The sequence below is a fragment of the Nonomuraea sp. MG754425 genome, from assembly GCF_021699195.1.
Classification (GTDB): domain Bacteria; phylum Actinomycetota; class Actinomycetes; order Streptosporangiales; family Streptosporangiaceae; genus Nonomuraea.
This window is the reverse complement of sequence record NZ_SSXE01000018.1, coordinates 29573-42433: the sequence shown is the minus strand read 5'-3', so window position 1 is coordinate 42433 and position 12861 is coordinate 29573. Positions and strand designations below refer to the sequence as shown.

Here is a 12861-nt window from a genome sequence, read left to right as displayed (position 1 = left end):
TCATCTGTCAACGAGTACGGTTAGTGCTGTGACAGCTCGTCCTGATCTCGCGGCCATGCTGCAGCCCCTGGTGCAGTCGCTCATCGCCGCCGAGCAGCCCGTGCTGGCCGCGCACGGGATCTCCATGTGGGGCTACGCGGTGCTCACCGCCCTGGCCGACACCGCCGTACGCACGCAGGCCGCCCTCGCCGAGGCGATCGGCGCGGACAAGACCCGCATCATCAGCACCCTCGACAGGCTCCAGGACGCAGGGCTGATCACCCGGGACCCCGACCCCCGCGACCGGCGCGCCCGCATCCTCGCGATCACCGCCGAAGGCGCCCGCCTTCATCGGTCCGTACGCACCGCCATCCAAGCCGGCGAGGACCGCCTGCTCGACCGGCTGCCGCCAGCCGACCGCGCAACCTTCCTGCGCGCCGCGCGGACTCTGGCCCGACTCCCCCGTGACATGCGCGACCACCCCTCATGACGGCCAGAGCGGTAAGCCAGGCCATGCACCTCCCGACACCGCCCTGCTCATCATCACCGGCCCCCGCGCTGGAAGGCAGTCGGACAGTCGCGCCGGTGGCGCGCGAGTGTGGCATCAACGCCAACACCCTGGGCGGTTGGGTGAACCGGCGGCGGAGCGCGAGGGCTCAGGGTCTCTGGTCCGGGCTGGGCCTTCACGGCCGCTCAAGCGCCTCCGGGTAGTATTCTCCGCAGCTTGAGAACCGAGACTCAAGGTGGCTTGCGCCGGTGGGAACGACACGGCTGGGGTCGGCCCGAACCTCGCCACCTTCCGCCGCACCGGTGAGCAGGGACGGGGTTCCGTCACGGTGAAGTTCTGGCGGACTATCTTCGAGGTGGACGGCGCGTGTGAGCAAGGCCAGTGAGCTGATCGGTGCGGCGTTGGAGGCGCTGGCCCGCGACGATGAGGCGGCCTTCGACTCCGCCGCCGCCTTCCTGGCCGACGGGGACGACGCCGATCGGGTGCTGATGGAGGCCGCGGCCCGTGCGATCTCGGGGTTGTGGCGCACCGGCTGGCAGCCCGCCGACGTGGTCAGGATCGCGGCCAGGCGGCTGAGCGACTGGCACGGGCGGACGGCGGCCGACCTCATCGCCTGGGAGCTGCGGGCCTACGCGCCGGCCACGGTGGATGAGCGCTGGCGCGAGCAGCTCGCCGCCTTGGAGGCCGTGGTGTGGTGGAAGGGCGGCTACCTGGCGGCGCGGCAGGCACGCGACGGGACGGGGGCCGGCCGGCTGGTGACCGTCTCCGGCGTGCTGGAGCTGCTGAAGTTGCTGACCGGGCTGCCCAGGCTGGAGTCGCTCGGCCCCCTGCCCGGGGCCGCCCGCCGCACGGTCCGGGCACGCCCGCACGCGGTCAGCGAGAAGACGCTCACGCGGGTGCGGGCGCTGCTCGCCAAAGCCGAGTCGACGCCGTACGAGGCGGAGGCGCAGACGTTCACGTCGGCGGCGCAGAGCCTGATGGTCAAGTACAGCATCGACACGGCGATGCTGGATGCGCAGCCGGGCGGGGGCGAGGCCCCGGCGGGCATCCGGGTCGGCATCGACGCGCCGTACGAGCAGCCCAAGGCCGTGCTGCTCAACCTCGTCGCCGAGGCCAACAGGTGCCGGGTGATCTGGTCGAAGGAGCTGGGGTTCGCCACCGTGCTGGGGTTCGCGGCGGACCTGTCCTGGGTGGAGATGTTGTTCACCTCGCTGCTGGTGCAGGCGCAGACCGCGCTGGTGAACTCGGGCACCAAGAAGCACGGCACCGGCCGGTCGAGGAACAAGACATTCCGCCAGTCGTTCCTGTCGGCGTTCGCCGCAAGGATCGGGGAGCGGCTCGCCGAGGCCACAGCGGAGGCGGTCGCGCAGGAGAGCGCCAGCCGGGGCACCGACCTGGTGCCGGTGCTGGCGGCCCGCGAACAGGAGGTGGAGCAGGCGGTCGAGCGCATGTTCCCGAACCTGGTCTCGCACGCGATCCGCACCTCCTGGGACCAGGAGGGCTGGAAGGCCGGCCGCACCGCCGCCGACCAGGCCAGCCTCAAGGCGCGTGACCGATAGCGCTGCGGGTGCCGGACGTCCATCGCGCAGGCATGAAGGTACGGAGCCCTTGATGTTTGTACGAGGTCCGCCTGCGGTGGCGGGCGATGGGCCACCTTTTCTGGGGCCGTTCTGGACGACGATGATCCAGTGTGCGAACATACGTTCGACAATCGTCCTCCCGAATGGAGTGCCTGTGCGCCTCTCAAGCTCTGGCCGTGCTCCTCTCTCCCACCGATTAGTCGCCCTGGCTGGGTCGCTGTTCCTGGCAGCGGTCCTGCTCGTCGCTCCGGCACCCGCCGCCTCGGCCGCCGACACCGTCACCGACCTCGGTGTCACCGCCGGCAGGGGCGGCGACGTGGTGGGGCACAGCGGCAAAATCTTCGTCGCCGCCGACGATCGGATCGTGGTCACCAGAAGCGACGGCGCGCTCATCAACACGATCAGCGGCCTGTCCGGTGCGGTGGCCCTGTCCGTGGCGGACAACGGCAGGAAGGTGTACGCGGCGCTGCGCGATTCGGATGAAGTGATCGAGATCGACATCGCGACGCTCGCCATCACCAAGCGGGTCGACCTCACCGCCTACCCGTGCCCGTCCACGCTGGCCCAGTCGTACGAGCGGCTGTGGGTCGGATACGGGTGCGGCCAAGCGGGGGAAGGAGGCGTCGTCGCCCTTGAGCTGTGGAGGCCGACACCCGCCCTCGTCCCGGTCGGGCCAGGCACGACGCAGCCTCCGCTGCTCGCCGTCGCCGGGAACACACTGGTGGCGGGAGAGCCGGGAGCCGACCCCGCCTCGATCAGGGTGTACGACGTCAGCACCACCCCGGCCGCCCCGCGGGGTGACATCCGCGCCGACACGTCCCTGCGGGACCTCGCCCTCGCCGACCACGGGGCGACGGCGCTGTCGGCGCCGGCCGACACCCACCGGTTCGACGCCTGGGACACCACGACCAACGCCAGGACAGGCGCCTACGACAGCGGCGAGCTGAGCGAGCACGGCCTCCCCACTGCCGTCGCGGCCAGCCCTAACGGCGCCTACGTCGTGGGCGGCTGGAACTCCCCCGCGGGCGACGCGGCGGAGCTCGTGGTGTACGACCCGGCCACCGCGCAGGTGATCTACTCGGCCGACCACCAGGGGAAGACGCTGGTGGCGGGCAGCATCGCCTTCTACGGCGTCCTCACCTATGCGGTGCTGAAGGAGCCTGACACCGGACGGATGCACCTCTGGCGGCTGCCGCATTCGCCCTACCACGCCTCCACCCTGACCATGACGGCCCCCTCCGAGGCGACCGCGCTCAAGCAGTTGACCTTCAGCGGGCGGCTCACGCTGGGCACCGGCGCGCTGCCCGGCGTGCAGACGCTCGAGCTGTACCGCTGGCTGCCCGACGGCAGCTCCCGGCCCTTCCAGGAAGTCACCACGGAGGCGGACGGCACGTACCGGTTCACCGATACCGCACCGAAATGGGGGTCGTACGAGTATCGGCTGTACTGGCCGGGCAACTCATGGTTCAGGGGCAGCGGCGCCTCGGCCGTCGTCGAGGTGGACCTGTACCAGCCGGTGCTCACGGTGACCGGCCCGGCGACCGGCGTCGTCGGCGAGCGACTCGCGTTCGACGGAACGTTCGCCGCCGACGGCAGCACCTTCCCGCTCACCATCGTCACCGTCGTACGTAACGTCTCCAACTCCGATGGCACCACCTCGACAGCCCTGGCCAAGATGACGGCCGCTGCCGACGGGTCGTTCAGCTTCGCTGACACGCCGACAACGGCCGGCAAGCACACGTACGTCATCCAACTGGCGGGGAACTCGACAGTCGAGTCGGCGAGGACCACCCACGTGGTCGTCGTCTCCCAGCCCCCCGCGTAACCTCCCGGCGGGGTGACGGCGATCCGAATCGCCGTCACCCATGTCGTTGGGCACGCCGAACCACACGACTCAGCCCGGCCGGGTCTTCCCGCCACGACGTGCACTTCGTGGCAGCCGCCATGCGCGTGCTCCGGTCGGTTGGTCAGTTCCCGGTGCCGGTGCGCCCGGACCGGCAGGTCGGGGCACACCACAAGGGTGAGGTGATGACTTCGCGTCCTGGAGGGAGCGGCGTCCGGCTTCTGCCGCTGGATCGTAGGGGATCAGCTCGGATCCCCTGCCGAGACCGCCATGACCGCGAACCTCTGTGGACCACGGGAGTCAGCCGTTGACGACAGGCCGGTCACCGTGGCTCAGCCAGGCTCTCGAAGCAGGGCCGCAGCAGGTCGAGGATGTCCTCGGCGGGCGCGTCGGCCAGCGAGCTGAGCTTGAGCAGGTAGCGGTCCACCACCACGCCTGTCATGATCGCGGAGATCAGCGCGGCCCGCAGCCCGGCGTTCTCGGCGGGGATGGCCCGCTCGATCGTGTCCAGCCAGTTCCGGCCCGCCTCGCGGAACCCGTCGGCCGCCTCCTCGTGGGTGAGCATCGAGCGCAGCACCACCAGCGAGCCCACCGGCTGGTCCCGCAGGCGCTCGCGCAGGGCGCCGAGCAGGGCCTCGGCCGGATCCCCCGGCGCCAGGACGTGGGCGGACAGGTCGGCGCAGCGCGCGAACAGCTTCTCCTTCGAGCCGAAGTAGTGCATCACCAGCCCAGCCCTGACCCCGGCGGCGGCGGCGACCGCGCGAATCGTGGTGCGCTCGTAGCCGAGCTCGGAGAACGTCTCGCGGGCGGCGGACAGGATCCGGGCTTCGGTGTCGCGGCGCTGCTGGGCGCGGGTGCGGCGGGGTGGCTCGGCCATCGTCTCATTGTACGGGTGTTCAACCCGGCATTTTCGTTGTACGGTCATTCAATGAACATGCGTCCAACGAAAGTCGTGGAAGAGATCCTGCGGGCCGGCCTGGCGGGCGACAACGAGCGCTTCCTGAAGCTCATGGCCCCCGACGTCGTGCTCGAATGGCCGTACCGGCCCGACGGCGTGCCCGGCGAGTTGCGCGGGAGGGAGGCGGTCGGCGCGTTCGTGGCCTCCGACGGAGGGCTCATCACCTTCACCGAGTACACCGACGTGAAGATGCACGAGACCGTGGACCCGGAGGTGGTCATCGTCGAGTACGCCGCCCACGGGGTGGTCACCGCCACCGGCGAGCCGTTCGAGCAGCACCCGATCGCGGTGCTCAGGGTCCGCGACGGCCAGGTGGTGACCTACCGCGACTACATCAACCCGCTGCCCCTCATGAAGGCCCTGCGCTCGTAGGCCCGTCGATGACCGCCGGCACTCGCAGGCCGATCGGCCGCCTCGCTGACGAGGCGGTTGGCGATGTCGCTGGGCTCAGCCGCAGGTGGGAGCCGCGCTGAGCATGGCGTCGTCAGTGAAGGCGGACGGTCACGCGGCCTTGGGGGCACAGCGCATGCCGATGTAGATGCAGCCCGTCCCGTCCGGCAGCGTGGAGAAGACCACGGGTGTGTAGTCCTCGCTGAAGGCCGCGCCGACCCCCGTACCGGCGAAGACCGTCTCCGTCACCGGCAGCAGATCGATCTGGAGGGGCTCGGAGAAGTCCTTCATGCCGTCGACGAACTCATAGAGCGCGTGTCCCGAGCCGCCCCTGTCGGTCACGGTGATGACCACGCCTTCGCGCCGGTACGTACCGACGAGGGGCGCCCAGTCGATCACGGGCGGCGCGGCCGGCGGGGCGAGGGGCTCCGGCATGGTGACCCCGGCCAGGTCGGCGAGGAGTTCGCGGTAGAGCGCCGCGTACACCTCACGCGCACCGCCGCCGTTGGTGAGCAGCGCGACCGCCACGCCCGCCGACGGCACCACGCGCAGGTAGCCGTACTGGCCGATGGAGGCGCCGTCATGGCCGTAGCCGGCAACGCCGTTCCAGTCGTACAGGGTCCAGCCCAGGCCCCAGCCGTCCGAGCTGACCGTCCACTTGTCGGGGCAGTCCACCACCCGGCGCCGCATCTGCGCGACCGTCTCCTCGGCGAGGACGCGGGTGCCGTCCTCGGCCACGCCGCCGGCGAGGTGCATCCGAGCGAGCCGGGCGAGGTCGCCGGCGGTGGCGATGACCCGGCCGTACGGGCCGGCCGAGCGCGGCATCAGGTCCCAGGACGGCGCCGGGTCCGGCTCCTGGCCGGGCTCCCCCAGGTGCCCCATCGCCGCGCGGAACCGCAGCGCCTCCTCGGGCAGCGTCATGGTGTGCGTCAGGCCGAGCGGAGCCAGGAGCAGTTCCCTGAGCGCCTCGTCCCAGACCTTGCCGGTCACCACCTCGATGATCCGGCCGAGCACGTTGTAGCCGACGCTGCTGTACGAGATCACGCTGCCGGGCGGACAGTCGAGCGCCACGGCCTTCGCGGCCTCGACGTACTTGGCGAGGCAGTCGTCGCCGCGCCCACTGTCGTAGGTGAAGTCGCAGGTGAGGCCGCTTGTGTGGCTGAGCAGCCGGCGGGTGGTGATCACCTTGGTCGCCTCCGGGTCGGCGGCCGAGAACTCCGGCAGCACGTCCACGACCGGCGCGTCCAGGTCCAGTTCCCCGGCCTCGGCGAGCCGCATGATCAGGGTGGCGGTGTAGATCTTGGCGATGGAGCCCATCTGGAAGACCGAATCGGTCGTCACCTCCACGCCGGTGCCACGGTGCAGGACGCCGCTGGCCAGTTCGTGGACGGTGCCGTCGACGAGGACGGCGAGGGCTGCGCCCGGCACATGGTGCTTGGCGCGGAGTTGGTCGAGGCGGGATTGCCAGTGGGCGAGATCCAGCTTGCGGCCGGCGGAGTCGCGCGTCCCCCATGCCCCGTCGGCGCCCCAGTTGCCTTGCTCGTCCCAGCTCACGTTGTTCGACATTGCGGTTTCCCCTCTCGATGCGTACGTCGCCTCTCGATGCGCACACTGTACGCATAACGGAACGGTGTGCGCAATCCGCGTACGACGTGCGCTACGATGAGGGGCGACACAGCTTCGGACGAAGAGGAGCAAGGTCGCATGCCAGCCGACGCGAAGCCGATCGCCTCGGTGTGGACCCGTCCACACCATCCGCAGCGGGAACAGCTGACCCGCGAGCAGATCGTGGCCACGGCCATCAAGCTGCTGGACTCGGACGGCGTCGAGGCGCTCAGCATGCGCAAACTCGGCGCCCGGCTCGGCGCCGGAGCCACCTCCCTCTACCGGCACGTGGCCAACAGGGACGAGCTCGTCCAACTGGCCGTCGACGACGTTTACGGCGAACTCGACCTACCGGCCTCCGCCGAGCGCACGCAGTGGCGCACGACGGTCGCCCGCACCGCCGCCGAAGTGCGGGCCATGGTCCTGCGCCACCCCTGGATCGCCCCCGAACTCGGCCAGGTCGGACTCATCCACATCGGCCCGAACGCCACGCGGATGACAGCGGAACTGCTCACGCAGTTCGAGGCGGCCGGCTTCCCCGCGGACGAGAAGCACGAGGCCGCGGCGACACTCATGTCATACGTCATCGGGATCGCGACCACCGAGGCCGCATACGTCTCACTGATCGCCCGCAGCGGTAGCACCGAGCGCGCATGGGTGGCGGACCACAGCCCGGACTTCGACCAGGACGCGGACCCGCGACAACTCCGCGAGAACCGATTCGGGTACGGCCTCGACCGGATCCTCGACGGCCTGGCGGCCCGGCTCGAACCCGGCAGTGATCGGGCCGCCCGGTGGCATGGCGACGAGGGCTAAGGCTGCGGTGTCCGCTGCTGCGACCGCACTCGGGCGGTGAAGGCCTCGATGGCGTCGACGAGCGCCTCGAAGCGGACCGAGTGGTACAGGTCGAAGGCGTGGTTGCCGCCACGCAACTCGGCATAGACGACGGGGGAGGCCGACGTACGGCGGAGCTGGTCGGCGAAGTGTCTGGCCTCGGCCACGGGCACCAGCGGGTCCAGATCGCCGTGGGCCACGAAGAACGGCGGTGCGTCCGCGGTGATGTGGGCCGCCGGCGCGGACTCGGGCCCCTGCCCGAAGTAGCTGCCGTACCAGCCGTTCAGGTAGATGGCACCGGTCACGGAGGTGTCGGCCCGCTCGAAGCCCGGCTGGTAGGCGGGGTCGTTGGGGGTGAGTGCGGCCAGCGCCGCCATGTGCCCGCCGGCCGAACTGCCCGCGACGAACAGCGTCGAGGGATCCGCGCCGTACTCGTGCCCGTGCTCGCGCACGTAGGCGATGATCTTCTTGAGGTCGATCAGGTGGTCGGGGTGCTGGGCCTGGGGCCGTAGCCGGTAGTTGGCGCTGATGGTCACCCAGCCGTGGCCGGCGAGCCGATAGAGCAGCGGCAGCGACTGGCTGTTCTTGTGGCCGCCGGTGTAACCACCTCCGTGCAGGTGGATCAGCACGGGCGCGCCTGATGGGCGCGAGCGGTGGTGGTAGAGGTCGAACAGGTTGCGGCGGCCGGCGTCGCCGTACGAGACGTCGGCCACCCGGCGGACGTCCATGCGGCGCTTGAGGATCGGCAGGAACAGGATGCGGGCCCACGGCGGACGACGGCGCAGCCCGGCGGCGAGGTCGGCGTCGATGGCGGCGTGCCAGCCCGCGCCCAGGCCGGCGTCCATCGCGCGCCAGATCCTGGCCCGCTCCCCCAGGCCGCGGCAGGCGATGACCGTGAGCCCGATCGTTGTCACGGCGGCCAGGGCGACGATCGCCCAGCCGCCCGCCGTGTGGATGTCACCCTCGGCGAACGCCAGCGCCGTCGGGGCCAGCAGCAGCCAGAAGAAGGCTGCGAACGGCAGTTCGTTGGCGGCCAGCCCGAAGAAGTAACTCACCCGGCCGGGCGTGCTCCACCCCGGCAGCGGCCGCAGCGCGAACAGTGTCCCGATCGCGACGAGCACCACAGGGATCAGATATCCGACGGGCACCGAACCTCCAGAACCACACTTCCTTCGAACGCGCCAAGCCTCCCCCACCCGCCCGCCTCGCATCTACGACGGATCCGATAACGTCCTTTAACCCGGAAATGAAGAATTCGGAGGCCCGCCCGTGGAGATGCGAGAGATCGAGATCTTCCTGACGCTGGCCGAGGAGCTGCACTTCAGCCGTACGGCCGAGCGGCTGGGCATCAGCCCCGCCCGCGTCAGCCAATCGATCAAGAAGCAGGAGCGGCGCATCGGCGCGCCGCTGTTCGACCGCACCACCCGGGCGGTGCGCCTCTCCCCGCTCGGCGAGCAGATGTACCAGGCGCTCAAGAGCGGCCACCGGCAGATCATGCAAGGTATCGCGACCGCTCAGGCCACCGCCGACGGCACCGCGGGCACACTGACCCTCGGCACGCTCGGCCCGCTCTCCACGCAGATCAAGAACGTTCTCGACCTGTTCCTCGCCCGCCACCCGAACGCCCGGCTGCAGCACCGCGAGATCCAGCCCGCCTCCCCTCTCGACCTGCTGAAGTCGGGCGAGGTGGACGTGGCGCACCTGTGGCTGCCGATCCGCGAGCCCGATCTGACCGTCGAACCGACCTCGTACGCCTCCGACGTGGTGTTGATGGTCTCCGCCGACCACCCCTACGCGGGACGAGACTCCATCTGCCTGGAGGACCTCGGCGACTGCACCGTGGTCGAGGGCCGTTCGATCCCCGCCTGCATGGAGGAGATCTTCAACCCCTACCACACCCCTTCCGGCCGCCCCGTTCGCCGCGGACACAAGGTCACCACCTGGCAGGAGACCCTCAGCGCCGTCGCCTCGGGCCAGGCCACCGCCGGAGTCACCGCCGAGGCCGCGACCTTCTACCCCTGGCCCAGCCTCGCCTTCGTGCCGATCCGCGACGCCCCGCCGTGCCGGTGGACCTTCGCCTGGCGTACGGCGAGCGAGACGCCACTCATCCGCGCCTTCGCCCGAGCGGCGGCCGACACCCGGCAGCCGACGGAGTAGCAGGGACCGGACCGCGTACGCGGCCTGACGCTCGGCGTCCTCAGCGCGGGACGCACGGGTCAGCCCTTCGAGCCGGTGAAGGTGATGCCGGCGATGAGATGCCGTTGCAGGACCACGAAGAGCGCGATCACGGGCAGTGAGGCCACGACCGACCCGGCGAACAGGATCGGGAAGTTGGTCTGGAACTGCCCGCGCAGCGAGGCGAGACCGGCGGACAACGTCATCATCTCGGGATCGGTGTTGACCACCAGCGGCCAGAGCAGGCTGCTCCACGACCACATGACGGTCAGCAGTCCCAGCGCCAGCAGACCGGGCCTGACCAGCGGCAGCATGATGTGCCAGTAGATCTGCAGCGGGTTGGCCCCGTCGAGGCGCGCGGCCTCGTCGAGTTCCCTGGGCAGGGTGCGGAAGAACTGCCGGAGCAGGAACGTGCCGAAGGCCCCGAAGACGCCCGGCGCGATCAGCGCCTGCAGCGTGTTGAGCCAGCCGAGCCCCTGCATGATCTCGTAGCGCGGAATGATGAACAGCTCACCGGGAACCATGAGCACGGCCAGGAAGAGCAGGAAGACAGCGCCCCGGCCGGGAAAGCGCAGCCGGGCGAAGGCGTAGGCGGCCAGTGAGCACAGCAGCAACTGCCCGGCGGTGACGACTGCGGCGACCACGACGGTGTTGAGGAACTGCCTGGCCAGTGGCACGGAGCGGAAGACGTCGCCGAAGTTCGACCACTGCCAGGAGGGCGTGAACTTGGGCGGCAGGCGCAGCGAGTCGGGGAGGGTCTGCAGCGAGACCACCACCTGCCAGGCGAAGGGCGCGAGCATCACCAGCGCGCCCACGGTCAGCAGCACGTGGGCCGGCCACGTCCTGGGCCTATTCATAGTGCACCCACTTCTTCTGCAGCCTGAACTGGATCGCGGTCAGCACGAGGATCAGCCCGAGCAGCAGGACGGCGATCGCCGCGGCGAGCCCGCGCTGGTTCTGCACGAAGCCCTTCTCGAAGAAGAGGTAGACGATCGTGCGACTGCCGCTCAGCGCCGGGCCCTTCAGATCGACCATGAGGTAGACCAGGTCGAAGACCTGCAACGCGTTGATCATCGTGATCACGACGACAAAGAACGTGGTCGGCGTGAGCAGCGGGAGCGTGATGCGGAAGAACTGCCGCAGCCGCCCCGCGCCGTCGATCGAGGCCGCCTCGTAGTAGGGGCGCGGGATGCCTTGAAGCCCGGCCAGGAGCAGCACGGCGTTGTAGCCGATCGTGCTCCAGATGCCGACGATCGCGATCGCGTAGATGGCGAAGTCGGGATCGCCCACCCAGTACGGCCCGTCGATCCCCACCTCGCCCAGCAGGTAGTTGATCGCGCCGAAGTCGCCGTTGAACAGATAGCGCCAGGTCAGGCCCACCGCGGCGGGCATGGTGACGACCGGCAGGAAGTACAGGGTCCGGTAGACGCTCAGGCCGCGCAGCCCCGGCACGTTCAGCAGCGCCGCGACGACGATGGACAGCGGCACCCCGGCCATGACGAGCACGGCGTAGAGCAGGGTGTTGCCGAGCGCGCCGAGCACCTCCTCATCACCGAGCAACTCGGTGAAGTTGGCCGTCCCCACCCAGGTGTAGCCGCCGAAGACACCCGACTCGGTGAAGCTGAGATACAGGGTCTGGGCGATCGGCCACAGGTAGAAGACGGCCAGGCCCAGCGCCATCGGGGCGATGAGCAGGTACCCCCACGCCCACTCGCGCTTGGAGAGCATCCGTTACTCCTTGGCCAGGATCTCGTTCATCTGCGCGGCGATCTCCTTGGCGACGTCGGCCACCGGCCGCCTGCCCGCCCAGGCCTCGGCGAGCAGCTTGTTCTGCACGTCCTGCCACTGCGCGGTGTTCAGCGTCGCCGGGTACGGCACGCCGTGCGGCATCGAGGCGTCGTAGGTCTCCTTCAGGTGCCAGGAGGGGAAAGCCTCGAACCAGCCGTCCTGCGTGCCGGGGCGGGCTGACAGGGCGCCGCCGCCGCTGGCGCTGAGGATCTTCTGCGCCGGTTCGGAGGAGACGAACTCGGCGAAGGCCGCCGACTCCTGCGGGTGTTCGCTCTTGGCCGAGACGGCGTTGGCCAGGCCGAGCAGGATGACGGCCTCCCGCGCGGGCCCCTTGGGCAGCGGGGCCACGTCGATCCGCTCGCGGATCTCGGGGTTGGCCCAGTAGGTGGAGGCGAACCAGACGCCGCCGTAGTACATGCCGTACTTGCCGGACTGGAAGAGCTGGATGGGGTCGGTGTCGGTGTAGACCTGCGCGACGGGCGCGACCCGGTCCTTGATCAGGCCGGTCCAGAACTCCAGGCCCTGGATGGAGGCGGGGTCGTCGAAGCCGCTCTTCTTGCGGTCGGGCGAGAGCACGTGGCCGCCCGCCTGGATCATCGTGTTGTAGAAACCGCCCTGGTCCCACATCGGGGCGAGGATGCCGAACTGCTTCTTGGCCGGGTCGGTCAGCTTCTCGGCGGCGGCCTTGACGTCGTCCCAGGTCCAGTCCGCGGTGGGATACTTCACTCCGGCGGCGTCGAAGATCTTCTTGTCGTACCAGAGCGCCGGGATGCTCACGTTGTGCGGCAGGGCGTACAGCTTGCCGTCGTGGCGGTAGCCGTCGACGACCGCCTCGGGCAGGCCCTCCGCCTTCGACTCGTCGAGCGGGGCGATGATGCCGCCTTCGGCGTACATGCCGACGTTGAGGCTGTTCATCCAGAAGACGTCGGGAGCGGCGCCGCCGGACGCGGCGGTCTGGAGCTTGGTCCAGTACTGGTCCCATGGGGTGATCTCCAGCTTGACCGTGACCGCCGGGTTGGCCTGCTGGAAGGCGGCGATGATCTTCTCGGCGCTGGGCTGGTCGTTCTTGTCCCAGATGGCGTAGCTGATGGTGACCTTGCCGTCGGCAGCGGGCTCACCGGACGAGCCGCAGCCGGCGGCCAGGACGGCAAGGCCGAGCAGCCCGGCCAGGGGGAGGCGAAAACGCACGGGTTTCTCCAGG

The 12861-nt window shown here is 70.0% G+C and carries 12 protein-coding genes; 6 read left to right on the top strand and 6 right to left on the bottom strand.

What is annotated here, in order from left to right:
* Nucleotides 1–28: 28 nt before the first annotated feature.
* From FAF44_RS09285 to FAF44_RS09275, 3 genes are all read left to right on the top strand, one after another.
* Nucleotides 29–469, top strand: a complete 441-nt coding sequence (locus tag FAF44_RS09285; protein ID WP_237102640.1) for a MarR family winged helix-turn-helix transcriptional regulator — start codon at nt 29–31, stop codon at nt 467–469.
* 386 nt (nt 470–855) lie between these two features.
* Nucleotides 856–2046 (top strand): DUF2786 domain-containing protein, encoded by a 1191-nt coding sequence (locus tag FAF44_RS09280; protein ID WP_237102639.1) that lies wholly within the window; start codon nt 856–858, stop codon nt 2044–2046.
* Nucleotides 2047–2221: 175 nt separating this feature from the next.
* On the top strand, nt 2222–3892 hold the full coding sequence (locus tag FAF44_RS09275; RefSeq protein ID WP_237102638.1) for a hypothetical protein: 1671 nt from the start codon (nt 2222–2224) through the stop codon (nt 3890–3892).
* Nucleotides 3893–4232: 340 nt separating this feature from the next.
* On the opposite strand, the gene FAF44_RS09270 is transcribed toward FAF44_RS09275, so the two are convergent.
* A complete protein-coding gene (locus tag FAF44_RS09270) occupies nt 4233–4787 on the bottom strand; it encodes a TetR/AcrR family transcriptional regulator (protein WP_237102637.1) in 555 nt (184 codons plus the stop codon).
* Between the two features lie 51 nt (nt 4788–4838).
* On the opposite strand from FAF44_RS09270, the gene FAF44_RS09265 reads away from it, so the two are divergent.
* The gene (locus FAF44_RS09265; RefSeq protein ID WP_237102636.1) at nt 4839–5240 is read left to right on the top strand and encodes a nuclear transport factor 2 family protein; all 402 of its coding nucleotides are present in this window, start codon (nt 4839–4841) and stop codon (nt 5238–5240) included.
* Between the two features lie 129 nt (nt 5241–5369).
* On the opposite strand, the gene FAF44_RS09260 is transcribed toward FAF44_RS09265, so the two are convergent.
* Nucleotides 5370–6824 carry a serine hydrolase gene (locus tag FAF44_RS09260; RefSeq protein WP_237102635.1) on the bottom strand — a complete coding sequence of 485 codons (1455 nt, stop codon included), beginning with the start codon at nt 6822–6824 and terminating at the stop codon, nt 5370–5372.
* 138 nt (nt 6825–6962) lie between these two features.
* On the opposite strand from FAF44_RS09260, the gene FAF44_RS09255 reads away from it, so the two are divergent.
* Nucleotides 6963–7679, top strand: coding sequence for a TetR/AcrR family transcriptional regulator (locus FAF44_RS09255; RefSeq protein ID WP_237102634.1), 717 nt, complete (start codon nt 6963–6965; stop codon nt 7677–7679).
* Here FAF44_RS09255 and FAF44_RS09250 read toward each other — a convergent pair.
* Complete coding sequence (locus FAF44_RS09250) at nt 7676–8845, bottom strand: alpha/beta hydrolase (RefSeq protein ID WP_237102633.1); 1170 nt, start codon at nt 8843–8845, stop codon at nt 7676–7678. The genes FAF44_RS09255 and FAF44_RS09250 overlap by 4 nt on opposite strands.
* A gap of 127 nt (nt 8846–8972) precedes the next feature.
* Between FAF44_RS09250 and FAF44_RS09245 the strand changes: the two genes are divergently transcribed.
* The gene (locus FAF44_RS09245) at nt 8973–9854 is read left to right on the top strand and encodes a LysR family transcriptional regulator (protein WP_237102666.1); all 882 of its coding nucleotides are present in this window, start codon (nt 8973–8975) and stop codon (nt 9852–9854) included.
* 59 nt (nt 9855–9913) lie between these two features.
* Here the strand turns inward: FAF44_RS09245 and FAF44_RS09240 are convergent, their stop codons facing one another.
* The 3 genes from FAF44_RS09240 to FAF44_RS09230 are packed head-to-tail and all read right to left on the bottom strand — an operon-like array spanning nt 9914 to nt 12848.
* On the bottom strand, nt 9914–10729 hold the full coding sequence (locus FAF44_RS09240) for a carbohydrate ABC transporter permease (RefSeq protein WP_237102632.1): 816 nt from the start codon (nt 10727–10729) through the stop codon (nt 9914–9916).
* The gene (locus FAF44_RS09235; protein WP_237102631.1) at nt 10722–11600 is read right to left on the bottom strand and encodes a carbohydrate ABC transporter permease; all 879 of its coding nucleotides are present in this window, start codon (nt 11598–11600) and stop codon (nt 10722–10724) included. The genes FAF44_RS09240 and FAF44_RS09235 overlap by 8 nt, the downstream gene beginning before the upstream one ends.
* Before the next feature lie 3 nt (nt 11601–11603).
* Nucleotides 11604–12848 (bottom strand): sugar ABC transporter substrate-binding protein, encoded by a 1245-nt coding sequence (locus FAF44_RS09230; protein WP_237102630.1) that lies wholly within the window; start codon nt 12846–12848, stop codon nt 11604–11606.
* Nucleotides 12849–12861 lie beyond the last annotated feature (13 nt).

Coding starts and splice junctions, on each gene's coding strand:
- FAF44_RS09255 (WP_237102634.1), top strand. CDS start 6,963: ATGCCAGCCGACGCGAAGCCGATCGCCTCGGTGTGGACCCGTCCACAC.
- FAF44_RS09245 (WP_237102666.1), top strand. CDS start 8,973: ATGCGAGAGATCGAGATCTTCCTGACGCTGGCCGAGGAGCTGCACTTC.
- FAF44_RS09270 (WP_237102637.1), bottom strand. CDS start 4,787: ATGGCCGAGCCACCCCGCCGCACCCGCGCCCAGCAGCGCCGCGACACC.
- FAF44_RS09235 (WP_237102631.1), bottom strand. CDS start 11,600: ATGCTCTCCAAGCGCGAGTGGGCGTGGGGGTACCTGCTCATCGCCCCG.
- FAF44_RS09240 (WP_237102632.1), bottom strand. CDS start 10,729: ATGAATAGGCCCAGGACGTGGCCGGCCCACGTGCTGCTGACCGTGGGC.
- FAF44_RS09260 (WP_237102635.1), bottom strand. CDS start 6,824: ATGTCGAACAACGTGAGCTGGGACGAGCAAGGCAACTGGGGCGCCGAC.
- FAF44_RS09265 (WP_237102636.1), top strand. CDS start 4,839: ATGAACATGCGTCCAACGAAAGTCGTGGAAGAGATCCTGCGGGCCGGC.